The organism is Streptomyces tanashiensis, from assembly GCF_014648895.1.
Lineage (GTDB): Bacteria > Actinomycetota > Actinomycetes > Streptomycetales > Streptomycetaceae > Streptomyces > Streptomyces tanashiensis.
On sequence record NZ_BMRZ01000012.1, the window covers coordinates 1 to 24,289 of the forward strand.

At 71.4% G+C, this 24,289-nt stretch carries 25 protein-coding genes; 12 read left to right on the plus strand and 13 right to left on the minus strand.

The features are described from left to right. Positions 1–266 (minus strand): alpha/beta fold hydrolase (locus IE237_RS28515; protein WP_189804994.1); only part of this gene is annotated, 266 nt, incomplete at its 3' end. 314 nt (positions 267–580) lie between these two features. Between IE237_RS28515 and IE237_RS28520 the strand changes: the two genes are divergently transcribed. Both IE237_RS28520 and IE237_RS28525 read left to right on the plus strand, forming a co-directional pair. After that, positions 581–1,642 (plus strand): AraC-like ligand-binding domain-containing protein, encoded by a 1,062-nt coding sequence (locus IE237_RS28520; protein ID WP_189804995.1) that lies wholly within the window; start codon positions 581–583, stop codon positions 1,640–1,642. A gap of 183 nt (positions 1,643–1,825) precedes the next feature. Then, entirely contained in the window at positions 1,826–2,821 is a 996-nt protein-coding gene (locus tag IE237_RS28525; RefSeq protein WP_229842942.1) for an alpha/beta hydrolase, read from the plus strand. Between the two features lie 9 nt (positions 2,822–2,830). On the opposite strand, the gene IE237_RS28530 is transcribed toward IE237_RS28525, so the two are convergent. The 4 genes from IE237_RS28530 to IE237_RS28545 all read right to left on the minus strand — a co-directional run bounded on the left by IE237_RS28530 (position 2,831) and on the right by IE237_RS28545 (position 6,695). Then, entirely contained in the window at positions 2,831–5,089 is a 2,259-nt protein-coding gene (locus tag IE237_RS28530) for an ATP-binding protein (protein ID WP_189804996.1), read from the minus strand. Between the two features lie 222 nt (positions 5,090–5,311). After that, complete coding sequence (locus tag IE237_RS28535; protein WP_189804997.1) at positions 5,312–5,626, minus strand: GNAT family N-acetyltransferase; 315 nt, start codon at positions 5,624–5,626, stop codon at positions 5,312–5,314. 154 nt (positions 5,627–5,780) lie between these two features. Then, a complete protein-coding gene (locus IE237_RS28540; protein ID WP_229842943.1) occupies positions 5,781–6,341 on the minus strand; it encodes a hypothetical protein in 561 nt (186 codons plus the stop codon). Positions 6,342–6,509: 168 nt separating this feature from the next. Continuing rightward, entirely contained in the window at positions 6,510–6,695 is a 186-nt protein-coding gene (locus IE237_RS28545) for a hypothetical protein (protein ID WP_189804998.1), read from the minus strand. Between the two features lie 127 nt (positions 6,696–6,822). Between IE237_RS28545 and IE237_RS28550 the strand changes: the two genes are divergently transcribed. Both IE237_RS28550 and IE237_RS28555 read left to right on the plus strand, forming a co-directional pair. Beyond that, complete coding sequence (locus tag IE237_RS28550) at positions 6,823–7,185, plus strand: DUF1304 domain-containing protein (protein ID WP_189804999.1); 363 nt, start codon at positions 6,823–6,825, stop codon at positions 7,183–7,185. 5 nt (positions 7,186–7,190) lie between these two features. Next, positions 7,191–7,748, plus strand: a complete 558-nt coding sequence (locus tag IE237_RS28555) for a TetR/AcrR family transcriptional regulator (protein ID WP_189805155.1) — start codon at positions 7,191–7,193, stop codon at positions 7,746–7,748. Between the two features lie 82 nt (positions 7,749–7,830). Here the strand turns inward: IE237_RS28555 and IE237_RS28560 are convergent, their stop codons facing one another. Then, on the minus strand, positions 7,831–8,817 hold the full coding sequence (locus IE237_RS28560; protein WP_189805000.1) for an aldo/keto reductase: 987 nt from the start codon (positions 8,815–8,817) through the stop codon (positions 7,831–7,833). A gap of 247 nt (positions 8,818–9,064) precedes the next feature. Between IE237_RS28560 and IE237_RS28565 the strand changes: the two genes are divergently transcribed. Further along, positions 9,065–10,273, plus strand: coding sequence for a hypothetical protein (locus IE237_RS28565; protein WP_189805001.1), 1,209 nt, complete (start codon positions 9,065–9,067; stop codon positions 10,271–10,273). On the opposite strand, the gene IE237_RS28570 is transcribed toward IE237_RS28565, so the two are convergent. After that, positions 10,266–10,772 carry a MarR family winged helix-turn-helix transcriptional regulator gene (locus IE237_RS28570; protein WP_189805002.1) on the minus strand — a complete coding sequence of 169 codons (507 nt, stop codon included), beginning with the start codon at positions 10,770–10,772 and terminating at the stop codon, positions 10,266–10,268. The two genes, IE237_RS28565 and IE237_RS28570, sit on opposite strands and share 8 nt — an antisense overlap. Positions 10,773–10,889: 117 nt before the next feature. On the opposite strand from IE237_RS28570, the gene IE237_RS28575 reads away from it, so the two are divergent. The 4 genes from IE237_RS28575 to IE237_RS28590 all read left to right on the plus strand — a co-directional run bounded on the left by IE237_RS28575 (position 10,890) and on the right by IE237_RS28590 (position 14,042). Then, entirely contained in the window at positions 10,890–11,483 is a 594-nt protein-coding gene (locus IE237_RS28575) for a malonic semialdehyde reductase (protein ID WP_189805003.1), read from the plus strand. An 83-nt stretch (positions 11,484–11,566) separates the two neighbouring features. Further along, on the plus strand, positions 11,567–12,805 hold the full coding sequence (locus tag IE237_RS28580; protein ID WP_189805004.1) for an MFS transporter: 1,239 nt from the start codon (positions 11,567–11,569) through the stop codon (positions 12,803–12,805). A 59-nt stretch (positions 12,806–12,864) separates the two neighbouring features. Beyond that, positions 12,865–13,500, plus strand: coding sequence for a Pycsar system effector family protein (locus IE237_RS28585; RefSeq protein WP_502267028.1), 636 nt, complete (start codon positions 12,865–12,867; stop codon positions 13,498–13,500). 17 nt (positions 13,501–13,517) lie between these two features. Then, positions 13,518–14,042, plus strand: a complete 525-nt coding sequence (locus tag IE237_RS28590) for a hypothetical protein (protein WP_308433122.1) — start codon at positions 13,518–13,520, stop codon at positions 14,040–14,042. 30 nt (positions 14,043–14,072) lie between these two features. Here IE237_RS28590 and IE237_RS28595 read toward each other — a convergent pair whose 3' ends face one another. Both IE237_RS28595 and IE237_RS28600 read right to left on the minus strand, forming a co-directional pair. After that, positions 14,073–14,843: an alpha-ketoglutarate-dependent dioxygenase AlkB gene (locus IE237_RS28595; protein WP_189805006.1), complete on the minus strand. Its 771-nt coding sequence runs from the start codon at positions 14,841–14,843 to the stop codon at positions 14,073–14,075. Next, positions 14,827–16,056, minus strand: a complete 1,230-nt coding sequence (locus IE237_RS28600; RefSeq protein WP_189805007.1) for a hypothetical protein — start codon at positions 16,054–16,056, stop codon at positions 14,827–14,829. Before IE237_RS28600 ends, IE237_RS28595 begins: the two co-directional genes overlap by 17 nt. A 250-nt stretch (positions 16,057–16,306) precedes the next feature. Between IE237_RS28600 and IE237_RS28605 the strand changes: the two genes are divergently transcribed. The 3 genes from IE237_RS28605 (at position 16,307) to IE237_RS28615 (ending at position 19,919) form a co-directional block, all read left to right on the plus strand. After that, a complete protein-coding gene (locus IE237_RS28605) occupies positions 16,307–16,855 on the plus strand; it encodes an HAD domain-containing protein (protein WP_189805008.1) in 549 nt (182 codons plus the stop codon). A gap of 29 nt (positions 16,856–16,884) precedes the next feature. Beyond that, positions 16,885–18,831 carry a hypothetical protein gene (locus IE237_RS28610; RefSeq protein ID WP_189805009.1) on the plus strand — a complete coding sequence of 649 codons (1,947 nt, stop codon included), beginning with the start codon at positions 16,885–16,887 and terminating at the stop codon, positions 18,829–18,831. Positions 18,832–18,917: 86 nt separating this feature from the next. After that, complete coding sequence (locus IE237_RS28615; RefSeq protein ID WP_189805010.1) at positions 18,918–19,919, plus strand: MerR family transcriptional regulator; 1,002 nt, start codon at positions 18,918–18,920, stop codon at positions 19,917–19,919. A gap of 18 nt (positions 19,920–19,937) precedes the next feature. Here IE237_RS28615 and IE237_RS28620 read toward each other — a convergent pair whose 3' ends face one another. The 4 genes from IE237_RS28620 to IE237_RS28635 all read right to left on the minus strand — a co-directional run bounded on the left by IE237_RS28620 (position 19,938) and on the right by IE237_RS28635 (position 24,166). After that, positions 19,938–20,705 (minus strand): DUF1295 domain-containing protein, encoded by a 768-nt coding sequence (locus IE237_RS28620; protein ID WP_189805157.1) that lies wholly within the window; start codon positions 20,703–20,705, stop codon positions 19,938–19,940. A gap of 91 nt (positions 20,706–20,796) precedes the next feature. Then, entirely contained in the window at positions 20,797–22,104 is a 1,308-nt protein-coding gene (locus IE237_RS28625) for an SAM-dependent methyltransferase (protein WP_370468303.1), read from the minus strand. After that, positions 22,101–22,871: a DUF1365 domain-containing protein gene (locus tag IE237_RS28630; protein WP_370468312.1), complete on the minus strand. Its 771-nt coding sequence runs from the start codon at positions 22,869–22,871 to the stop codon at positions 22,101–22,103. Before IE237_RS28630 ends, IE237_RS28625 begins: the two co-directional genes overlap by 4 nt. A 38-nt stretch (positions 22,872–22,909) precedes the next feature. After that, positions 22,910–24,166 (minus strand): NAD(P)/FAD-dependent oxidoreductase, encoded by a 1,257-nt coding sequence (locus tag IE237_RS28635; protein WP_189805012.1) that lies wholly within the window; start codon positions 24,164–24,166, stop codon positions 22,910–22,912. Positions 24,167–24,289 lie beyond the last annotated feature (123 nt).

Here is a 24,289-nt window from a genome sequence, read left to right on the forward strand (position 1 = left end):
TCGAGGGTCTCCATCACCGTGTTCAGGTCGGCGGCGAAGGTGTCGTAGTCGTAGCCGGTCGTCGGCTGGGAGGACTGTCCGAAGCCGCGGCGGTCGTACGTGATCACGCGGTAGCCGGCGCCGAGCAGCGCGGCGCTCTGGCGCTCCCAGGAGTGGCCGTCGAGCGGGAAGCCGTGGATGAGGACCACGGGCTGCCCGGCGCCGTGGTCCTCGTAGTAGAGGTCGATGGCGGTGGTGTTCTCCTGGCCCACGGTGATGTACGGCATGGGTGGTCCCCTCGATGCGATGTGGCTGGCCCGTGCCTTTGCGCGGCACGGAATGCCGTCACGCTACGTCCGGGGAAGCTCCGCACTTGTCGTGCCACGCACGGCGTCTTGCCCAGGAGTGCAGCGAACCGGCCCCTTCGGCTCCACGCGCCGGTAGTTCCTCCGGTGTCCGCGACCTGCGCCCTGCGATGCCATTCCTGCCTGTGGTTCTGCCTGGAGGCAGAAACGGTCCGCTGCTTGGCTGGTCGGTGCGGGTGGAACCCGGGCCCGGCGCCCGTGGCCCCCGGAGTCACTTCCCCTGAGCGGAGAGCAATGTGAGCTTGGTGTTGACGACCGCCTCCGTGCCGGACCGGGACAAGGTCGCGTTCTGGAACGACGCGGTGAGCAGGACCCTGGTGCCGATGACGGTCGCTCCTCGGGGCGCCGGGCCGTTCGCCGGCCGGATCGCCACCGACCGCCTCGGGTGTCTGCAGGTCTCCACCATGGAGGCCGACGCGGAGCGGGTCAGCCGGACGCCGGAGCTCATCGCCCGGTCGCCCGAGGCGCTGGTGACGGTCGGTGTGCAGGTGTCCGGCACGGCCACCTTCGTCCAGGACGGCCGACGGGCCGAGGTGGGCGAGGGCGACCTGGTGGTGTACGACACGACCCGGCCGTACTCCTTCGACTATCCGCAGCGGTTCGCCACGCACGTCTTCCAGCTCCCGCGCCACGCGCTGGGTGTGCCGGACAGCGACATCCGGCAGGTCACGGGCAACGCCATAGGCACGGGGGACGGCCTGGGCGCGATGCTGCGCCCGTTCCTGGCCGGTCTGGCCTCCTCCTCGGCCGCCTCCCCGTCCGGCGGATACCCTCCGGCCGTCGCGAACCGGCTGGCCGGGAACGTCGTCGACCTGTTCGCCACCCTGATCACGGAGCGGGCCCACCCGGGCGGCACGGACACGGACGCAAGGAGCCATCTGGTGGTGCGCGTCCGCGACCACATCAACCGGAACCTGGGCGACCCGGATCTGTCGCCGGAGCGGATCGCCCGGTCGCACCGGATCTCGGTCCGGTACCTGCACCGGCTGTTCGAGGGCGAGGGAACCACGGTCGGCGCGCTCATCCGGCAACGGCGCCTGGAGGAGTGCGGCCGTGAGCTGGCCCGCCGGGGCAGGACGGCACCCACCGTGTCCGCCGTGGCCCAGAGGTGGGGCTTCGTCAATCCCGCGCACTTCAGCCGGGCCTTCCGCGCCGCCTACGGCGTGTCTCCCCGTGAATGGCGCAGTCTGCGCACCTCCGAGGACGCGCCCGCACACCCCGCGGTGGTCGCCCCGGAGCCCGGGTCCGGCCCGGAGCGGGCCGCCGATGTCCACGGAGCCGATCGGCAAGGGGGCTGACCTCCCGCCGTCCAGCGGGTAAGGTCCCCGTTCGGAGCCGCGCCGGTCGCCCCGGTCGCCCCGTACGTGCCCGGGCACTGCCCGGCCGGTCAGCCGCGTCGTACCGCGCTCCGCCGTTCGACCGGGGGACCCGGTGCACCGAACCACCCTTTCGCTTCAGGCCCTCCCGGCAGGAGACCGTGTGTGACCGACTTCGTCCCTTCGTCCACACGGCACCCGGTCCTCGACCACCCCACCCGGGCCTTCGTGGCCCGGCACACCTGCCCGCCGTCGGCGCACGACCCGGATCCGGAACGGGCCCGTCGAGGCCTCGCGTGCCTCCAGGGGACGGACGCCCGCGACGTCCTCGACGAGGAGGCGACCTCCGCGGAGTGGTTCGCGCTGCCGGGCGGGCCGACCGGTCACGTGCGGGTGCAGGTGGTCAGGCCCGCCGACAGCGTCGGGGAGATCCCCGTCGTGCTGTTCCTGCACGGGCTCGGGTGGGCCCTGGGCGACGCCGGCACGCACGAGCGTCTGGTGCGCGCGTTCGCCCTCGGCGCAGACGCGGCCGTGGTCTTCGTCGAGTACGAGCGCGCCCCCGAGGCGCGGTATCCGATCGCCGTCGAGCAGTGCTACGCGGTCGCGCGGTGGATCTGTGAGCGCGGCGGCGAGATCGGCCTGGACGGCAGCCGGATGGCCGCCGTGGGCGACTCGGCGGGCGGCAATCTGGTGGCGGCGCTGACCCTGCTCGCCAAGGAGCGCGGAGGGGTGCGGCTGCTGCAGCAGGTGCTGCTCTGCCCCGTCACCGACGCCGGCTGCGACACCCCCTCGTACGAGGAGTTCGCCGACGGCTACTTCCTCGGCCGCGAGACCATGCGCTGGTTCTGGGACCAGTACCTGCCCGACGTACGGCAGCGGAGCCAGATCACGGCGTCACCGCTGCGGGCGTCCCTGGAGCAGCTCACCGGTCTCCCTCCGGCGCTGGTCGTCACCAGCGAGGCCGACGTGGTGCGCGACGAGGGCGAGGCGTACGCGACGAAGCTGCGTGCGGCCGGCGTCCCGGTGGTCTCCATGCGCTACCACGGGACGATCCACGGCTTCATGGTGCTCGATCCGCTCCGCGACACGGACGCCGCCCGCGCCGCCCTCGTCCAGGCCCTCGACACCGTGCACGTCGCCCTCCACCGGCATCGCGGCTGACCTGCTCCGTCACTCCGCGGGGAGCGAGTCCAGGAGCTTCCGCGCGGCCGTCAGCTCCTTGTCGTCGGCCGCGTCGCCGAGGGCGAGGGCCTGGCGCAGGCAGGAGCGGGCCTCCTCGGTCTCGCCCAGTTCCACGAGGGCCTCCGCCAGATGCAGCAGCTGTTCGGCCTCTCTGTGGAACACGCCTATGCGGCTCGACTGGACCTGGGCGCTGCGATGGTGGTCGGCGGCCTCCCGCCACCGCCCCAGCGCGGCGCAGTCGAGGCCGAGTGCCTGGGTCGTGTGGGCGCGGTAGATGCCGGCGACGTGCCCGCTCACCGGGCAGTCGGGAGCGTCGAGGAAGGCGATGATGCGCTGGTGCTGGGTCAGGGCCTCGTCGGCACGGCCGAGCAGCCGCAGGGAGCTTCCGTAGAGGCGCATGGCCTGGGGCCAGACCTCCTGGTGACCGGCGCGTTCCGACAGGTCGACGGCGGCGGCGGACCGGTCCGCGACCATCGGGACGTCACCGAGCAGCCGGTACGCGCTCGCCGCGTGGACCAGCGCCGACACCTGCTGGTGGACGTCCTGAGCGCGGCGGGCGTGTTCGAGTGCTTCCTCGGCCCGTTCGATGGCCTCGCCGTAGCGCCGCTCGCAGTTGGTCAGGGACCAGGAGTGGCAGTTGAGGTGGAAGGCACACATGTACGGGTCGTCGAGGGCTGTGGCGGCCTCGCCGGCCAGGCGGAAGACTTCGGGCCAGTGTCCCCAGTGGACCCACAGGTCGCAGAACCATTCCATGGCGGAGGCGGTCTCGACGACCCGGGCGTGCTCGCCCCGGTGGGCGGCGCTCCGCAGCGCGGCGAGCCAGGAGGGGGCTTCGCTCTGGAGCCACGCACGGCCCTCCTCCGCGCTCTCCAGCGGGACCAGGCCCCGCCATGTGGACGGCGGCGCGCCGTACTTCGGCTTGTACCAGCGGCCCGCGACCACAGCCGTCTCCAGCAGCCAGGTGCGCAGGCGGTCGTCGGCCTCTTCCCGCTCGGCGGGTTCATCCTCGCGGGACAACCGGGCGCGGGCGAACAGCCGCAGCAGGTCGTGCAGCTGGTAGCGGCCGGTGAAGGCGGCCTGCAGGAGCCCGGCCTCGACCAGCTCCTCCATGACGTCCTCGGCGTCGAAGACACCGGTTCCGGTCAGGGCCGCGCCGTAGGCGGCGGTCATGTCCGGCCCAGGAACCAGGCTCAGCAGCCGGAGCATCCGCGCGGCCTGGGCCGTCAGCTGACGGTAGGACAGTTCGAACGCCGCCTCCACGCGGACGTCCCCGGCGGCGAGCGCGCCGAGCCGTCGTTCCTCGTCGGCCAGGCGCCGGACCAGATGGCCGACCGTCCACCCGGAACGGACCGTCAGCCAGTTGCCCGCCACCCGCAGGGCCAGCGGCAGGCGTCCGCACAGCTCCACCACGCGCACCACGGCCCCGGCTTCCGCGTCCGCCCGCTCCTCGCCCAGGATGCGGCGCAGCAGTTCGACCGCCTCGTCCTGCGCCATCTCCGACAGCGCCAGGCGGTCGACGTCCTCAAGGCCGGTCAGCGGCCGTCGGCTGGTCACGAGCACCAGGCTCCGCCCGCCCGCGGGCAGCAGCGCACGGACCTGCCCTTCGTCGCGTGCGTTGTCCAGGACCACCAGGCACCGGCGGTCACCCAGCAGCGCGCGCAGCAGCCCCGCGCGCCCCTGCTCGTCCTCCTGCGCCAGCCGGCGGTCCGACACGCCGAGGGCCTTCAGCAGCTTCACCAGCGCCTCGCCGGTGTCCACGGGGCCGTCCACCCCGTGCAGGTCGACCACGAAACGCCCGTCGGGGAACTCCTCGGCCAGGTCCGCCGCCGCCTTCAGCGCCAGTGTGGTCTTCCCGCAGCCGGGAGGGCCGGAGACGACCCACGCCGACACCTCACCACCGGTGCGGGCCCGTTGCGCCGCCTCCCGCAGGAGAGCCAGCTGCTGTTCGCGCCCTGTGAAGTCCCCCACGGATCTCGGGGGTACGGCCGTCCCCGCCATCGCCACCGCGCGCGTCGGCCGTGCCGCGCGCCCCACGGCCAGCAGGGCCTCCCGCTCCGCGTCCGCGAGCCCGAGGCCCTCCGCGAGCGCCACCACCGTCCGTCGCTGCGGAACCCGGCTCCGCCCCCTTTCCATGTCGCCGATGGCGCGGACACTCACTCCCGACGCCTCGGACAACTCCTCCATCGTCAGACGGCCTCGCCCGCGCAGATCACGCAGAACGGACCCGAACGACTTCTCCCCGTACACCCACTCCTCTTTCCTCCCGCCCCGAGGAAAGAATACGGTCTGTCAGATGAAACCGCAGGCCAGGGGCGTCAACGGCTGCCCGGGCCACACCCCGGAAGGGGTGGGCCCGGCGCCGCGGCCCCCGGGCCGGGCCGCGGGTCGGCGGACGGTGGACCGGACCGCGTCCCGGATCAGTTCGGCCCCGGCACTCGGCCGTTCACGAGCCGGATCCCGCGCGGCCGTTCACAGGCCGAAGCGCGCGCGGCGCGTCTCGGGCACCAGGTCGGTGTACTCGGGGTGCTTGCGGATCCACCCCCGGATGAAGGGGCAGTACGGCAGGACGCGCAGCCCGCGTGCGCGGGCGTCGTCGAGGGCTCCCCGGGCGAGCAGGCTGCCCAGGCCGCGGCCCGCGAACCGGGGATCGGTCTCGGTGTGGATGAAGGCGATCTCGTCCTCCGAGAGGTGGTACTCGGCGAAGCCCGCGGTCTCGGTGCCGTCGTCCCCGGCGAGGATCTCGTACCGGGACGTGTCGGGGCGGTCCACTACCTGCGGTTCCATGGGTGCTCCTGTGCGGTCGCTGCGTTGCATGTGGTCGGGGTGTCAGAGCGTGCGGCGCCCGCCCGCCTGGCCTTCGATGGTGCGGAGCTGGACCATGAGGTCGCACTCCACGGCGGTGTGGGCGGGGCCCGTCGGATCGGGTGGTCCGGGGTTACTAGAGGCAGGGAAGGGCTTCGCCGTCGCGCGGCTCGCGGCGCTGTTCGAGCCAGAAGAGGTAGCCGCGCAGGTACGTATCCAGTCCGTCATCGATGTAGGCGATGAAGTCACGATGCCCTTGGGCCGCATCGTGATAGTGGCCCAGGTAGATCGGGTCGGCGCTGAAGCCCCAGTGGGGGTGGGCGTCCGCGCCCCAGTCGGCGGCTATGGCGACGGCCCATTCACGGACACGGTTCCGGTCGCGCCACCAGTCGCGGACGGCTTCCGCCGTCCAGTGGTCGTCCCCGTCCCAGTTGTAGCCTCGGTACAACTCCAGCTGGCAGCCGTGGATCAGGTCCGCGGTCTCCTGCGCGTCGACCGGTTGCCGGTAGATGAACTCGGAGCCGTAGCCGCCGCCGAGGTCGTCGTCATAGGCGATGTGACCGGGAGCGTCCAGACGTCCCATGGCCATGCTGTCGGTCTCGCCGGCGTAGAAAGGGCCGGGAACGTTGCGCCAGTTGCGTTGCTCCCACACGCCCGTGAAGAGCTGCTCCGCATGCTCCCCGATGCTGTCGATCACCTGTCGAGCCGTGGGGAGAGGATTCCAGTATCCGATCACCGCTCCATCATGCCCGGGTGCGATGGACTCGCCGGTTCCGTCGCCCGCCTTGTCTCCGAGGGTTCTCGCACCACAGACGGGGTGTTGGGCACGATGCGGCACCAGGCCGAGTACCGGAAGCGGACCTCGTCAGGTGCCGAGAGGAAGTTCCAGCAGTTCCTCCGGGGGCTGGAACCCGAGGCGCTGATAGAGCGGGGCGCTGCGCTCCGACGGCGGTCGTCCTTCGTGGTCCTCCTGCTTGAACGTCCATCGGAGTGCGGCCAGGCGGCCCGCGTCGGCGGGGCGGGCGGGGCGCACGCTGAAGTCTGTGGTCATGGGGCGAGTCTCCCGTTCACACCGCAGGGGGCCATCGGGTTTCCGCGCCGGTCGTAGCCCTCCCATCATGGACAGGTGTCCATGTATTCTGGACACCTGTCCATGATCTAGAGGAGTGTGAGTTCCGGTGGAGACGACCGCGAACGTGCTGGTGGGGCTGGTAGCCGCCCTTCACGTCTACATCCTGGTGCTGGAGATGTTCCTGTGGGAGCGGGGTCCGGGTCGCAAGCTCTCGGGCTTCGACGCGACCCTGGCCCGCGCCACCGCGCCGCTCGCCGCGAATCAGGGCCTCTACAACGGCTTCCTGGCCGCCGGGCTGATCTGGTCCCTGATCGCGGACGACCCCACCGGGTTCCGGGTCCAGGTCTTCTTCCTGGTGTGCGTCGTGATCGCCGGCCTGTACGGCGGCTTCACCGCCAATCGGCGCATTCTCCTGGCCCAGGCGACCCCGGGGGCGCTGGCTCTCGCCGCCGTTCTGCTCGCTCGGTGACGACCGTGGATCCGGATCCCCGTACGGCGCGGACTCGGGCCAAGCTGGGCCAGGCACTCCTGGAGGAATGCGCCCGGCGCCCGCTGGCCGAGGTGAGCGTCGCCGCCCTGGTGCGCAGGGCGGGCGTCGGCCGGGCCACGTTCTACCTCCACTACGCCGACCTGGAGGCGCTCGCCGTCGACGCCTGCGCCGACATCGTCCGCGAAGCCGTGGACGCCCTGCACGCGTGGCGCGGTACACCGGACCCCGAGAGCCCGCCCCCCGCCTTGCTCGCGTTCTTCGAGCGCATCGCCCCGCACGCCGCGCTCTACCGTGAGCTGCTGCGCCCCGGAGGCAGCGGCCCCCTCGGCCTCGTCCTCCACCAGGACCTGCGGGCCCGCAGCCGTTCCGAGCGGGCCCTGGTCGGCGCCCCGGATCCGGACCTGGTCGCCTCGGCGGTGGCCGCGACCTTCGCCGGAGTGCTCGCCGACTGGTTGCACGGCCTCATCGACGCCTCTCCCTCCGAGATCGCGCACCGCGTCTGGCGCCTCCTCATCGCCCTGCACCGCACTCCGCTCCCCTGACCGGCCGGGCCGGTCGCGTGTGGAGCGGGAGGGCGGGCGCGACGTCGGTCGGACGGACCCTCGGTGGTCTGCCGCGACGGGCTCAGTTGTCGACGAAGGTGAGGCTGGTCGCGTCGTAGCGGGTGCCCGCGATCTCCTCGGCCGGGGCGGCGGCCTCGATGGCGGCGAGCTCCTCGGCGGACAGCTCGATGGCCAGGGCCGCGAGGTTCTCCTCCAGGTAGCGCTGCCGCCGGGTGCCGGGGATCGGGACCACGTCGTCGCCACGGTGCTGCACCCAGGCCAGGGCGAGCTGGCCGGTGGTGACTCCCTTCGCCTCGGCGAGCTCGTTCAGCTGCGCGACGATCGCCAGGTTCCGTTCGAGGTTGCCGTCGGCGAAGCGCGGCTGGCCGCGCCGCATGTCGGTCTCCGACAGCTCGTCGACCGAGCTGTACCGGCCGGTGAGGAAACCGCGGCCGAGCGGGGAGAACGGGACCAGGCCGATGCCGAGCTCTCGGCAGACCGGGGCGATCTCGGCCTCGAGGTCACGGGTCCACAGCGACCACTCGCTCTGCAGCGCGGTGATCGGGTGGACCGCGTGCGCCCGTCGCAGGGTGTGCGCGCCGGCCTCGGAAAGCCCGAGGTGGCGGACCTTCCCGGCCTGCACGAGTTCGGCCATCGCGCCGACGGTCTCCTCGATCGGCACCTGCGGATCGACCCGGTGCTGGTAGTAGAGGTCGATGTGGTCCACCCCGAGCCGGCGCAGTGACGCCTCGCATGCCTGCCGCACGTAGGCGGCGTCGCCGCGGACCCGGACGGGCTCGCCCAGGCGGTTGGCGAAGCCGAACTTCGTCGCCAGCACGACCTGGTCGCGGCGCCCGGCGACCGCCCGCCCGATCAACTCCTCGTTGTGGCCGGCGCCGTAGAAGTCGGCGGTGTCCAGGAGGGTCACGCCGAGGTCGAGCGCGTGGTGCAGGGTCGCGATGGACTGGGCGTCGTCCGACGCGCCGTAGCCGTGGCTCATCCCCATGCATCCGAGGCCCTGCGCGGAGACGGCCAGGCTGCCCAGGTGTCGGGTGGGAACGTCGGTCATGGTGCTGCCTCCTGAATTCGGAATCATCAACCAGGACGCTAGGTGTTGGAGCGCGCTCCAAGTCAACCGGCGGCATCGTCCCGTCCCCTGCGCCGACGGAACGCCCCGGGTGTCCCGCCTGCAGCGCGCTGCCAAGCTCCCGACTTTGCTTGATCGTTTACAGATCGCCTTTCGTGGGATGACGACACGTCAGTCTCCCTAAGACACAAGGACCTTCGGGGGGACCGGGCCGGGATACGTCCTGACCGTGCGCGAAGCCGTGTCCGGCAAGGTGCTGTCGACGAGCAAGCCGTGGCAAGGGCCCAAGCTCACCGAGGAACAGGCGGACGAGCAGCACGGCGCACTGGCCGTCCCGCAGATCGCCCTGATCTCCGGCCGGGACCGCGAGTACTTCGCGGTGTGGGCGCGGGGCGAGGCGCGCAGGGACGAGCTCCATGAGTACAAGGAGGTGGTCGGCGTCGCGTTCTACCCGGCCGACGCCTCGGGCAAGGACCTCGCCCCGGCCGGCGCGGGGAACGCGGAGGCCCCTGACGGCGAGTTCGACCGGCCCAGTGTCCTGCCCGGACCGGGGGGCCTGGTCGTCACCTCGTACGGCGGCGACAGCATTCTGGTGACCGTCGACGGCAAGGTCAGCGACACCGGCGACGCGAAGGTCAGCCTCAACGGCGAGTCGACGGACCCCGACTACCTGATGTCGTTCCAGAGCGCCAAGGGGCTCGTGACGAACGGCGACGACCGCTTCGGGGGTGACGGCGGCTTCGGCGCCGACGGCGGCTGCCAGAGCACGCGCGTGGCTCCGCCCGGCGTGGAGGCCGTCCTCAAGCAGGAGAGCGTGGGCTCGGGCATGACGGAGACGCCCAACGGCCGCATCGTCGGTGCCGCCGGCAACTACGCCATCGCCAACTGGCTCACGGCCGGCGACGGCCTCTCCGCCGTCCACGACCTGTCGACCGGCGCCGTCCGGGCCACAGCCCCGTGCCGGACCACGGACACCGAGTACGCGATCCGCGTCCAGGGTCCGAGGTCCGGCGCCGGAGTGAAGCCGGCCCTGTCCCCCAACGACCGGTTCCTGGTCAAGGGGGGCAATGTCTTCGACCTGCGGACCGGCAAGGGCACCTGCGCCGACGACGGCCAGGACGCCGAGAAGATCACCCTCAAGGCCGTCGGGGACGACGGCACCGCCTACGGGCTCGCGGGGGAGGAACCTCCCCTGACTCCGGTCTCCGTCTCCGCCGCCACGGGCGCCGCCACATCCCTGCCGGAGACGACCGTCCTGCCCGACGCCATGGCCGCGGGCGCGGGCCTGTTCGCGACGTACGCCGGCACGGACACCATGCGTCTGATCGTCCTCGGCCTGAAGCACTGGTCGGCGTTCCGTGTCGCCGCGCGGTGCGCGTGGCGACACGGAGCAGGCGAAGAGCCCGGCCGGGGTACCGGTCGGGCTGTCGTCATTTGATGGTCGTGTCGCCGAGCGTCTCCAGTACGTGGCGCAGGCCCTCGGCGGTCTTGTCGACCACGTCGCGGTCCACGTCGGCGAGCAGCTGTGCGTAGTTCGCCAGATGGTCGGCGAAGGCGGCCCGGGTGACCTCGTGGCCGTGTTCGGTGAGGCGGATCTTGATGGTGCGCCGGTCGTCGCCTTCGCGTACGCGCTCGACCAGGCCCTTGGCCTCCATCTTGTCGATGCGGTTGGTGATCGCACCGGAGGTCACCATGGACGCCTTGATGAAGGCCCCGGCGGTGAGGGTGTAGGGCGGCCCGGAGCGCTGCAGCGTGGTGAGCACGTCGAACTCGCCGTGCTCCACGCCGTGCGCCGCGGCCGCGGCCTTCGCGGACTTGTCGATCACCCGGGCCAGCCGCTGGATCCGCCCGAAGAGCTGCACCGGCCAGAGGTCCTCCACCACGTCGGGGCGTTCCTCGGACCACTGCCCGATGATCGCGTCCACGGCATCACTCATCGCCGCCACTCCTCTCAATGGACATCTTCTCAACGTTAAGACACTTGACGTTGAGAGAGTCGAGCTGTTTTTATCTCAACGTTGAGATTATCAAGGCTGAACGACAGGAGCACGCCGATGTCCGAGCTCGCCCTCCACCCCGCCGCCCAGGACCTCCTCTTCCGCCAGGCCCGCACCGCCAACACCTTCACCACCGAGCCGGTGACCGAGGATCAGGTCCGAGCGATCTACGACCTGGTCAAGTACGCTCCGACCGCCTTCAACCAGTCGCCGCTCCGGGTGGCCCTCATCCGGTCCGACGAGGCCCGCGAGCGCCTTGTGGACCTCATGGACGAGGGGAACCGGCGCAAGACCGCCACCGCGCCGCTGACCGCGATCCTGTCCGCCGACAACGAGTTCCACGAGGAACTCCCCGCACTGCTCCCGCACTTCCCCCGGGCCAAGGAGCTCTTCTTCGCCGACCGCCCGGTCCGCGAGGAGTCCGCACTGCTCAACGCGGCGCTCCAGGCGGGGTACTTCATCCTGGGCGTGCGCGCGGCCGGACTGGCAGCGGGGCCCATGACCGGCTTCGACTTCGCGGGTGTGCGGAAGGAGTTCCTGGACGACGACCACACGCCTCTGATGGTCGTCAACATCGGCCGCCCCGGAGCCGACGCCTGGTACCCGCGCTCGCCGCGGCTGGCCTACCACGAGGTCGTCACCACGGTCTGAGCCGCTCGCCCGGCCTTCCGCCCTCCTGACCTTCCGGTTTCCCGAGCCCTCCACGCCGCCCCCGTCTTCTTCTGGAGCCCGCCATGTCCCTGCTCTCCCGCCACCTCCCCCGCCCCGCCGCGCAGGCGCAGGCCCCCGCCACCGCGGCCCCCCGCCACGTCCCTGCCATATGGCTGGCGTTACTCGCCACGCCGGTCGCCGCGAGCGCCAACAGCCCGGTCCTGATCCTTCCCGACATGGCCGGCTCGCTCGGCATCCGTACGGCCACCGCGACCTGGCTCGTCACCGTCTTCGCCTGGGCCATGGCCGTCGGCACCCCGTTGATGGCGGGCCTGCTGCGCCGCCGCGGCCTCGGCACCACCCTCCGCCTGAGCGCGGCCCTGATCGTCGCCGGCACCGCCGTCATCGCCGTGACGCCCTGGCTGCCGCTGGCCATGGCGGGCCGGGCGGCCCAGGCGGCGGGCGGCGCGGGCCTGATCACCGCGGCGATGAGCCTGGCGGGCTCGGTCCGCCGCATGGGGGTCATCACGGCGGGCTTCGGGACCCTGGGCGCCGTCGGACCGCTGCTCGGCTCGGCCATCGCGGGCGCGGCCTCCTGGCGGGCTTCCCTCGCCGTCGGGGCCGTCGCCCTCCTGGCCCTGCCCGCGGTCATGCGCCGCGCCGACCTGTCCGCGCCCCGGCAGAGCACCCCCTTCGACGGCCGGGGCGCCGCCCTGCTGGTCCTGACGGCGACGGCCCTGGTACTCATCCCCCGCCACCCCCTCCCGGCACTGGCCGCCTCGGTACTGACGGCCGCTCTCCTCGCCCTGCACGTCCGTTCCCACCCCACGGGCTTCGTCCCCGCCGCCCTGCTGCGCACCCGGGCCTTCGTCCTCTCCGCACTCCTCGCCTGCACCTTCGCGACCTCGTACTTCACGCTGCTCTTCACCGTCCCGCAGCTGCTGCGCGACCGCACCGATTGGTCGACCTCCACGATCGGCACCGGCCAGCTGGTCGCCCTCCTCCTGGGGTCCGCGCTCTCCATGGTGCTGGCCGCGTCCTCGGCCCGGCTGGGCCGCCCCCGGGTCCTGACGATCCTGCTCGCGGTCGGAGCACTGGCCCCCCTCGCCGCCCTGCTGACCCCCTGGGCGCCGCTGCTCCTGCCCGTCGCGACCCTGGCCGTCTTCACGACCAGCGCGGGCCAGGCCACGCTCGCGGTCTACGCCACCCAGGCGGCTCCGGCCGGCCAGCGCCCCACGGCGATCGGCCTGTTCAACCTCTGCTACCAGCTGGGCGGCGCCTTCGGTCCGGCGATCGCGGCCCTGATCACTCTGGGTGGCTGACACGCCGATCGGCCTGAAGGGCACGCCACTCACCCCGCGGTGTGACTCCTCGTGTGCGCATGGAGCAGCGGGACGTGTCGGAAGGCTTCTTCTGTGAGGCCTCAGAGATGCTTCGTGGTCTGATCTCGCCTGCCGACTGGGAGAGGCCCATGGGCTCTGTTGAGGTACGCACATGGTGCGAGGTACTGACCCGGGCCAAGGCGGCGGCGGACTCGGCCAGCGCGGCGAAACTCAAGATCGCCTACGAGTCCGTCATCAAGATCATGGCCTTGCAGGACACCACGCTGGCCAACTATCGCAACCGAGCCACCGCGCTGTTCACGGTTGCCGCCTTGATCGCCGCGTTCTCCTCGAACGTCGGATTCATCGCCAAGGACCATCCACCGCCTCTCGGCTATCTCATCTGGATGATGGCGAGCCTGGTGGTCGTCCTGGTCTGCGCTCTCGTGGTGCTGTGGCCGGTGAAGGGGTGGTCGTACGCGGCTGCGCACCCCGTCGGAGTCCTTCTTGAGGAAGAGGTCGCCGGCGAGGAGGAGAAGAGCCTCCACCGAGGCATCGTCCGTGGCCATCTGCAGGCGCTGCAGGACAACGACCAGATCATCAACAGGAAGGCCAACTGGTTCCGGGGCGGCGTTCTCGCCCTGGGACTCGAGATGGCCGCCGTCCTCACCGGCGCCCTCGTGGCGCAACCCTAGACGAGTCGATCGGACGAATGGCGATGAGCAAGGACCGGAAGCAGGACCCCACGGATGTCCCTCCCTGGACGGGGCCGAATGCGACGGGCGACGTCGGGCCTTGGACGGGCGTCAGCTTCGAGGGTCGGTCTGCCCTCGTCACCGCGGTGGCCGAGCGGCTCGGCAGTCGGAGGCAGGCAGAGGAAGCGCTGGACGCGGTTCTCGAAGCAATCGTCGACAGTGCGGTGAGCGTCGGCTCTCCCCCCGTGGAGAGCAAGCCGGCCGCAGCGAAGAAGGCCGGGAAGAAGAAGGACGGCGCGAAGAAGCCGGCCGGGGCGAAGAAGTCGGCCTCGGCGACATCGACCACCGCGGCGAAGAAGACCGCGCCGACGAAGAAGTCCGCTCCGGCAAAGAAGACGACGGCGAAGAAAGCCGCCCCGGCGAAGAAGACCACACCGAAGGCAGCCACGGCCAAGAAGGCCACCGCGAAGAAGGCAGCCGCGAAGAAGGCTTCGGGCGAGACCCCTTCGGGAAGGAAGAAAGACGCGGCGAAGAAGAAGTGAACCAAGAGGGCTGTTCGCAAGCCCTCTTGGTCAGACGGGCGGCATCAGATCGCTCTCGCTGACGGTGTACGCCAGCAGGGGGTAGCTGAAGTCCGTTTCATTGTTCTCGCGGCGTCGCAGTCGGTAGAACTCTCGCCTCTGCTCATCGTCGGCCGACGTGAGGCGCACGCCCTGCGGGAGATACGCATGGCCGTCACGGAACCGGACCAAGGTCTTTGATGTCCGAAGGGTGACACCCAGCCACTGGTTGTCTGCCGCCTGGACAGGTCTGTCCAGCACGATCTTGTGCTTGAGTCGCCGATTCGAGCCGACCGAGAACGCGACGACACTGTTGTGGGCGAGGGGGATCTCGAACCTCTCGCCCTCGCCCTCCTTCGATTCGAAGACCAGCTTCCTCGGCGGGCCCGCTTCGGGGTGCTGGTAACAGGAGAAGACGGCGATGAACGACTCGTCGGCCAGATCGAGGGCCTGGTCGGAATGACTTCCCATGGTGGTGTAGGCGTTCGTGTAGCTCTCGATGAGAGCGTTGTTGAATCCGACCGAGAGCGCCGCACGTTCTTGAATCCGTTGCGCCAGCCGTTCGTGTACGGCCCGGAAACGCTGCGGCGGACTGTCGTATCGGGTGGTCGTACGGACGAGGGGCACACCACCCGCCTCGTCGATCCTGGTCAGCACGGCGCCTCGCCGGCCCTTCCCGACGTCTTCCAGAAGGGCCGATGCGGACAGCTCCGCAAAGAGGTCCTCGTCGGTCGGCAGCGTGCACGAGAGGATCTCGTCCGAGATCCTAGACCCGAGGGGCAACGTAGTCTCCCGTGTTCATGCTGAAGAGGACCTCTTCGCCGTAGTCGATGAAGGACGAGGTCCTGTTCTCCTCGGCGTACAGCCTGCGCAGCTCGTCCATGCCGGCCGGTGTGGGCGGCTCCAGCTCCACCAGCTCTTCGGCCACTTTGAGGAACGTGTGGCCGTTCTTGTGCACCGCTTCGGCGTTCGAACAGCGCACGACGTACCCGAGGCGGGTCGGGAGCGACGCGGCGTCCAGCGTCGAGGGCCGGATCTCGTGGGTGTACAGGCGGTTGGTGGACAGCGGCATGAAGAAGACGGAGCCGGGATAGAGAGTCAGCGTGAACTGTGAGGGGAGCTCGACGCCGTCGTGCTCTTCGATCGGCTCCTTGAGGCGAAAGCGGAGTGTGGTCAGCGCGCTGGCGCCCTTCACGCCGTAGTCGAAGGCGTCTTCGGCCCGGGGCTGGAGCTTGTCGAGCCCGTCGTAGAAGGTGCAGAAGGCCATGATGCCGTTGACGGGCATGTCCTTGGTCTTGTCGGCATGGGCCGAGATCTTGGCCTTGGACTGCTTGCGCTCCGCCGTGGCACGGGTGTTGTGGTAGATCTGGGCGAGGACGTGATTGAGCGGTGCCTGGTGCCGGAAGACGGTGGCTGCCTCGCGGTTCAGAGCCTCGACGATGCCGGTGTCGGTCGGGCGAAAGCTCTCGGTCGGCCCCGAGAGATTCGTCGAGCACCGGAGCAGGCGGAAGTGCAGTTCGTCACCGTCTTGCGTGACGGGCGTCAGATAGATTCCGCTGCGATGGGCGGTTCCGGGCTTGGTGGACTCCGTCAGGGACTGGAAGGCGTGCTCCGCACGGATCCGTCCGAAGTGATCGGCGTCGAGTGCGAAGAAGCGGCGGTAGTACACGCCGGCGCCGTGTACGCGGAGGGGAACTCGGCCGACGTCGACGAGAGTCCAAGGGGCGCCGTCGCCCTCGCTGTAGCCATGCGAGAGCTCGCGGATGACGAACACCCTTGCAGCGGAATCCAGTTGACGGCCCTTGATCCTGGATATGTCGCCACACAGGTAGACGGTCTTCTGCGCGAGGTCGGGCGCACCGGAAGCAAGGTCCTCGGGCGTGATGACGGAACCGAAGAAGCCCCTGATCGCGTGATGGTGCTGCGAAGTCGAAGGCGCGACCAAGATATTGCTCGCGTCCTCGATGCAGGCTTCGGTCGGCTCTGCTGCTTTCATCAAACGGCACCTGCCCTTCGCGGACCTTGATGGATTTCGGGCGTATTGCGGCTGGATTGCTCGAAATCGGACTGTTGACCATGATGCTCTCACGGGGGCTCAACGGCGGGCAACGGCCTTCCCATCCGCACTCACACCGACGCAAAGGCCTCGCGTCTTATGTGTCGTGACGGCACGGCAGGTCCGCGCACTGGATGGAGCGGCTCAGCGGGGCAGGCGATCGCGGTGTCCGCCGCTAACCTGAGCCGCTGTGACTGGCTCTGTGCGGCTTCCGCTGCTTCCGCTGCTGTTTCTCGATGTCGATGGACCGCTGATCCCGTTCGGTGGGGAGCCGCAGCGGTATCGGACCTACGAGACAGGTCTCGATCTGTGTGAGGCCGGGGCGAATCCGCTCCTGGCCAGGATCGATCCGGAGCACGGGGCGAAGCTGGCCGCGCTCGCGTGCGAAGTCGTCTGGGCCACGACATGGATGGATGAGGCCAATGCGTGCATCGCTCCGCTGATCGGTCTGCCGCAGCTGGACGTGGTGGTCTGGCCGGAACCGTCGGAGGCCGATGAGCGGGACGCACGCGACGGGCTGCACTGGAAGACCCGTACCCTCGTGGCACGGGCGGCGGGGCGCCCCTTCGTCTGGGTCGATGACGAGGTCACCGATACTGATCGGGCCTGGGTCGCTGCCCACCATCCGGGGCGCGCCCTGCTCCACCGGGTCGATGCCCGCGTCGGCCTCACCGACGACGACTACGCGGCGCTCGACTCGTGGCTGCGCGGGCCGGGCTCGGTCAGAGATCCGGGGTGACGTCGTCCACGCAGGGTCGTTTCCTCAGTATGCGTATCCCTCAGACGAACGGCGCTCCCGACCGCCCCGCCTCCATACCCGCCCCGCGGTCGCCTTCCCGGGACGCGGCCGAGGCGGCACTGGTCGAGCACTACCCCGCGCTCGTCCGGCTGGCCCATCTCATCCTGTCCCCGGCACTCGGCCGCCATCGCCGGGTGCTGGCGGCCCACGCTCTGGTGCAGCGCAGCCTCGCCAGGAGCCGAGGAGCCCGCGCCGGTACGGACAGCGGCGGTGCCGCCCCTGCCGTCCCCCCGCCCCGTACGGCCGAGGCGCCTGAGCCTTCCGCCCACGACTGGCTCCGCGCCCGTGTCGTCCGCGGGGCCCTGCGGCCGCCTCTCACGGTGTCGACGGGGGTGGCCCTGCCCAAGGCGCTCGGCCTGCGCGTCTTTCCCCGGGCCGGGGGTACGGACGAACTCGCCCTCGACCGCGCGCTCGCCGCGGCGGAGCCCGCGACCCGAGCCGCCCTCGCCCTGACGGCACTCGAGGGTCTCGCTCCCTCGTCCGTCATCGCCCTGCTTCACGCGGCCGGCGTCGCCGCTCCCGGGCAGGCCGTGGACAGCGCGGCGCGGCTGCGCGCGAACTGCCCGCCCGACGCCGCCGAGTTGCTGCGGGGGCCGGAGTTCGATCCCTGCACGGTCCATCTGCGGCCCACCGATCTCCTGGGCCGTCGCAGGCGCGTCCGGCTCGCCGCTCTCACCGGCGTCCTGGTGCTGCTCGCCGGGACCGCCGTAGCCCTGGGCAGGGAGCCCGAGCCTCCCCCGCGGCCGGTGGTGTCCGCCGCACCCGAGGACGTCGTGCCGGTACGTGTCCCGGCCGAGCGGTGGGCCGACACCTCGCGGGTCGACTTCACGGCCTGGCCGGCCCGAGGCGACCGGGCCACCGACGAGGACTTGCTCCGGAGAGCGTCCGCCGCGTGGAAGGGCGATTCACCCGGTGCGGCCGTGTCCGAACCGCCTTCGCTGCTGTACGCGGGCGCCGTCGACGGACGGAACGTCGTCCTGCTGCACACGGGCCGGACGCTCGTCCGCTACACCGAGTCGGGCGCCGGTCTCCCCCGTACCTCGCTCGTGGAGACGCGGGCCGACGACAGTGATGTCACGACCGCGGCCGCCGTGGTCCTCGCGCGGGCCGGGGGCCGGACGCGGTACCTCCTCGCCCCGTGGATCACGGAGGCGGGGGTGCGCGACCTCGGGAAGCCCGGTGCCGCCGCGCGGCCCCTACGCGTCACGGCCGACGGAGCCACCGAGCCCGTGACGGACCCCGGGTCGCGGTCCGGCCCGGGGGGCTGCCCCGGCGTGACCGCGCTGCAGTTGCGCTCGTCGACGCGCATCGTCGAGGACCACGCCTTCCTCCTCGTCGATCTGGGCGGACTCAGCCCGGCCCACCTGACCTGGACGCCCCTCCCCTCTCCCGGAAGCCCGGCACGCCGCCCGCACGAAGCCACGGGGCCGCTGGGACTGGCCGCCTGGTCGCACTCGGCGTGCTCGCTCCCGCTCCTGCGTGACAGCGGAGTCCGCTCGGTCAACAGGTGGGAGTTCGCCGCCCAGACGCTTCCCGAACACGCGGGACGCGCGCTGTGGATCTGCTCCCGGGCCGACACCTGGGAGGGGACGGGCCGGGCGGACGTCACCGTGGAGGTGCCCGGCCGCGCCGTCCCCGTCACGACGGTGCGGGCCACCGCCGCCTGCGGACGCTTCGGTCAGGACGTCCTCGCCGGGACGTACTGGTCGGCGCCCACCGGGAAGCGGTACCTCCTGGCCGCGGGCAGTCGGCGCGTCCTGGGCATCGGCGCGGAGGGGGCGGTCAAGGCCGGCGTGCGGGGACAGGTCCTCGCCGTGGGCACCGACGCGTCGGAGCCGTTCCGGCTCACCGGACACCTCCCGGGCGGTTCCTCGATGCCGGGCTGGACGGCCCGCTCGGTCGAGGGAAGCGGGTGAGCGCGGGGAGCGGACGCGACCGTGACCGGGTCCGCGTGCCGACGTCCCAGCCCGCTCGCAGCGTTCGTGCGTCGTAGAGTGAGGGTATGTCCGAAGCGACCCACGGGGTCACCACCGGCGCCGTCGCCCGGCGCCTGGGCGTGTCTCCGACCACGGTCCGTTCCTGGGAGCAGCGGTACGGGATCGGCCCCGCGGTGCGCGCGAGCGGCCGGCACAGGCGGTGGATGCCGCAGGACATCGCGCTGCTCGAGGAGATGTGTCGTCTGACGGCGACCGGAGTGCCTCCCGGTGAGGCCGCGCGGGTGGTGCTCGGACAGCAGCCCGACGCGCTCCGCGAGGAGACACCAGCCCCTTCCGTCGCCGAGGCGGATGAGGTGTCGCAGGGTGAGGGGCGTGAGCCGGGCTCGGGCAACGGGTTGCCCCTCGGTGATGTCCGGCAGGAGTGCCGGGGTCTGGCCCGTGCGGCGGTTCGGCTCGACGCCCCCTCCATGGAGGCCCTGTTGCAGCAGGTCATCGATGAGCACGGGTTGGTCGCGGCCTGGGAGGAGGTCATGGTGCCGACCCTCCATGCCGTGGGGCGCAAGTGGGAGTCCTCGGACGACCGGTACGTCGAGGTCGAGCACCTCCTTTCGTGGCAGGTGTCGACCGCCCTGCGGCGGGCGGCGGTCGCGAAGGCCTCGACGGCGAAGAGGCCTCCCGTCGTACTGGCGTGCGTGCCGTCGGAGGCCCACACGCTGCCTCTGGAGGCGCTTGCCGCGGGACTGGCCGAACGAGGCCTGCCTGTACGGATGTTCGGCGGCGCGGTTCCCGCCGAAGCCCTCGATGCCGCGGTGCGCCGCTCCGGTCCTGCCGTGGTCGTGCTGTGGTCCCAGGCGCGCTCGACGGCGAGTCACGCGCTGGCCCGGCACGTGGCCGGTACGTCGTTCGGGCTGAGAGGTGCCCGGACGGCACCGCTCGTCCTCTTGGCGGGCCCCGGGTGGGCGGGCCCGCCGCCCGGCGACGGTCTGTTGCGGCCCGGAGGGCTGCGCGAGGCGCTCGACGTGATCTCCACCGTCTACCGGGACCCCGTCCACGCCACCGAGGTGTGAACGCCGCGCTCCCCGGCATCAGTTCCGGGGCTGCGGCGCGCCGGCGGGTCTGCGTGGGGGACGCGGGAAGAAGCCGCTCGTTCGTGCGCGGTAGGCGGCGTAACCGGGGCGTTGTGCCATGTGGTTCTCCAGCAGTCTCTTGCCGCTTCCGAAGATGAGCAGGCCGCTCATCACCACGGGGGAGATCACCGTGAGCGCGGCGGTCTGCCAGGTGGCGCACGCGGTGAGGTACAGGCCCCACCAGACGAGGAAGTCGCCGAAGTAGTTGGGGTGGCGGGTCCAGCTCCACAGTCCCTGGTCCATGATGCGGCCCTTGTGCGCGGGGTCGGCCTTGAATCGGGCGAGCTGATGGTCTCCCGTCGCTTCGAAGAACACCCCGGCCGCCCACAGCGCGAGCCCGACGGCCGCCGTCGCGTCGAGGGGCTCCGGCAGGAGGGGGGCCACCTGGACGGGCAGGGAGACGAGCCAGACGAGGGCGCCTTGGAGGAGGTAGACCTTGCGCAGGGCGTAGAGGCTGCGATTGCCGGTGGCTCGGGCGAGCATCCGCGCGTACCTCGGGTCCTCTCCGTGGCCACGACTCCGCCGTGCGATGTGGACGGAGAGCCTCGTCCCCCACACGAGCGTGGCGAGCGCGACGGCGGCCCTGCGGCCGTCGTCACCGTATCCGTCGGAGAGGAGCCAGGAGACCGAGGCGACGGCGGCGAAGGCGATGCCCCACGCGATGTCGACGATCCGGTGCAGGCCTTTGGCACGGCCGATGGCGAAGGCGATCAGCATGACCGTCATCGCCGTGCCGGCCGAGGCGGTCAGGACGAGCGCGAGGGCGTGCGTGTCGATGACCGTCACGCGCTCGCCTTTCCCCGTACCGGGTTCAGAGTCATCTCTCCGTCTCCTGCCGGCCGTCCTCGGTGAGCACGAGTTGGCGGACGTCAAGGTACTGGGCCCGGAATCCGGCCTCCGAATAGGCGAGGTAGAGCTCCCACATCCGGCGGAAGACGCGGTCGAAGCCGAGTGCCTCGACGGCCTCGCCCTCCTCCAGGAACTTCTCGCGCCAGAGCCGGAGCGTCTCGGCGTAGTGCCGGCCGTATCCCTGGTCGTGGACGATGCGGAGTCCGGCCTCCGCGCTGTGCCGGCCGATGGCTTCCGGGGAGGGGACGAGTCCGCCGGGGAAGACGTACTTGCTGATCCAGGTGTGGGTGCGGGATGTGGCGAGCATCCTGTCGTGCGGCATGGTGATGGCCTGGAGTACGGCGCGGCCGCCGGGAGCCAGGAGCCGTCGCAGGGCGGCGAAGTAGGCGGGCCAGTACTCGGCGCCGACCGCCTCGATCATCTCCACGCTCACCACGGCGTCGTAGCGGCCGGTGATCTGGCGGTAGTCGCGCAGTTCGACGTCGACGCGGTCGGCGCATCCGGCGGCCCGGATCCGCTCCGCCGCCGACTTCTGCTGCTCCGCGGAGAGGGTGACGGTGCGGACGCGGGCCCCGCGGGCGGCGGCGCGCAGGGCGAGTTCGCCCCAGCCTGTGCCGATCTCCAGGAGCTGGGTTCCCGGACCGACCCGGGCCAGGTCGAGGAGCTGGTCGATCTTGCGGTGCTGGGCGGCGGTGAGGCTCGCGCCGCTCGCCGGCAGGGCGTCGAAGACGGCGGACGAGTAGGTGAGGCTGGGGTCGAGGAAGAGCGCGAAGAAGTCGTTGGAGAGGTCGTAGTGGCGGCGGATGTTCTGGCGTGCTCCGTCGAGCGAGTTGCGGTCGTGCCGGGGTCTGCGGTGCACCCACGCGCCCCGCAGACGGCGCAGCGGCGCCGGGACCAGGTCGTCGACGTGCCGCGCGAGGACCGTGAGCAGTGCGACGAGGTCCTCGCTGTCCCACTCGTCGGCCATGTAGGACTCGCCGAAGCCGATGAGGCCGTCCGCGCCGATCCTTCGGTAGAAGGCCTGGGGGTCGTGGAGTGTCAGCGTCGGCGCGGTCCCCGGGCCCTGCGCCTCCTCTGTCGCGGCTCGGGCGTTGTACGGCGTGACGATCCGGACCGGCAGCCGGGTGAGGGCGCGCTCCACGACGGTGCGCGCGACGGCCGTGCGCGGGGCGGAGGCGCGGGGACGTCGGGCGACGTCCGGCCATCGTTCGGCGTCGACCGGATAGAGGCGGGTGGCGCCGTCGGGTGGGACGACCGCGGGCGGCAGGAGAGTCACAGCATTCCTTCTTGAGTGGGAGGGGTGGGCCGGGGGCGGACCGGCAGTCCCTTGAGGTAGAGGCGGATTCCGTGGAGGCGTATTCCGAGCGAGACCGCGGCGGTCGACCACGGGTGACGCGATGCCGCGGCGAGGAGCGTCCGCGTCCCTGCCGGACGGCGGGTGCCCCGGACGGTGGCGGTCAGGGGGCGGGATCCTCGCGCCTGGCGGAGCTGGACGGTGAGGTCCAGACGGTCGCCGGGCAGCGGGAGACGCATGCGGTAGGAGCCCTCGACGTCGAGGAACGGCGAGACGAAGAAGTCCTTGGGGATCTCGTCACGGCCCTGCGGGTCGGGCCGCAGGAGGTAGCAGTGGCGTTGACCGTAGGTGTTGTGCACCTCCGCGACGACGCAGACGAGGCGACCGGCGCTGTTGTGGCACCAGTACAGGGTGAGTGGGTTGAAGACGTGGCCCAGGACCCGCGCGTGGCCGAGCATCAGCGCCGGGCCGTCGGCGTCGGGCACACCGTTGGCCGTGAGGAAGCGGTCCAGGCCGGCGCGCAGGGTGGGTGCGGTGCCGCCGAAGTGGTCGCGGGGGTCGAAGCGGGCGAGGGGACGCTGGAGGCGGGGGAGGTCGGGCAGGTCGTCGATGTCGACCAGCCAGAAGTACGTGCGATGCCGGAACCCGTACCGCACGGGGGTGACCCGTGTGTGCACGACCTCGCTCAGGTAGAGGGCGGGGACGCGAGGGAGGGTGCCGCCCTCTCCGGGCGTGGCGGGGCGGGTGATGACGTCCGGTCCGGTCGCGGTCGCGGCCCGCTTGCTGGTCACCAGTTCACCCCGAGAGACCGGGCCGCCTCGGCTCCGGAGCGGCAGCCGTCCTCGTGGAAACCCCAGCCGTGGTAGGCGCCCGCGTAGGCCGTGACCGGGGTGTTGAGCTCCGGGAGCATGCCCTGGGCGGCGACGGATTCGGGTGTGTACACGGGATGCTCGTAGGTCATCCGGGCCAGCACCGTGGATGCGTCGACCCGTTCGCCGGGGTTGAGCGTCACGATGTGGGGCTCGTCGCAGGTCAGCCGTTGCAGGCGGTTCATGTCGTAGCTGACCTGGACCGCTCCGGGGCGGGCGGTGCAGGAGGGAAGCCAGTAGTTCCAGGAGGCCCTCGCGTGGAGGCGTCGGGGCAGCAGGGAGGTGTCTCGATGCAGCACCGTCGGGTTGCGGGAGTAGGTGAACGCTCCGAGGACGCGCCGTTCCTGCCCGGTCGGGTCGGCGAGCAGTCGCAGGGCCTGGTCGGGGTGGAGGGCCAGGACGACCGCGGAGTGCGTGGTCGACTCGCCGTCCTCGGTGACGACGCGCGCGTGGTCGGCGCCTCGTACGACGGTACGGACCGGTGTCGCCGTCCGGACGGCGGTGAGTCCCTTGGCCGCGCGTTCGACGTAGGCGGCGGAGCCCCCGGTGACCGTCTTCCACTGCGGGGACCCGGTGACGGCCAGCAGTCCGTGGTGGTGCAGGAACTGGAAGAGGTACGCCGCGGGATACCTGAGCGCGGTGTCCGGCGCGCAGGACCATACGGCCGAGACCAGCGGAATCGCGAAGTGGCCGACGAAGTAGGGCGTGAAGCGGTGCCTTCGGAGGAAGTCGCCGAACGTCGTCGTCCTGTCGTCGGATTCCAGCAGGCGACGTGCGGCCCGGTGAAATCGTGGGACGGCCGCGAGCATCCGCAGAGGGGATGCGCGCCGCAGGTTCCCGCCGCCCAGGAGACCTCCCGGGCCCCGGGCGCCGGCGTACTCCAGTCCGCAGCCGTCGCAGCGGACGGACATGCTCATCTCCGCGTCCTGGGTTGCCACGCCCAGCTCACGGAAGAGTCTCAGGAGGTGCGGGTAGGTCCGTTCGTTGTGGACGATGAAGCCCGTGTCGACGCGGACGACGCCGCCCTCGCGCAGGGGCAGTTCATGGGTGTGGGCATGGCCTCCGAGGCGTTCGTCGGCCTCGTACAGGGTGACGTCGTGCGCGCGGGCCAGAATGTGGGCGGCCGTCAGCCCGGCGACTCCAGCCCCCACCACGGCGATGTTGCGGCGGTTCATGTCTCCACCCCTCCCTCCACGGGCCTCGGCCCGCGGGGTCTCTCGACGACCGAGGCGGGGCGACGCCGACGCCGCTGTGGCTTCGCTTCCCCCGCCCCTGCCCCTCAAGGTTCTTCCGGGCCG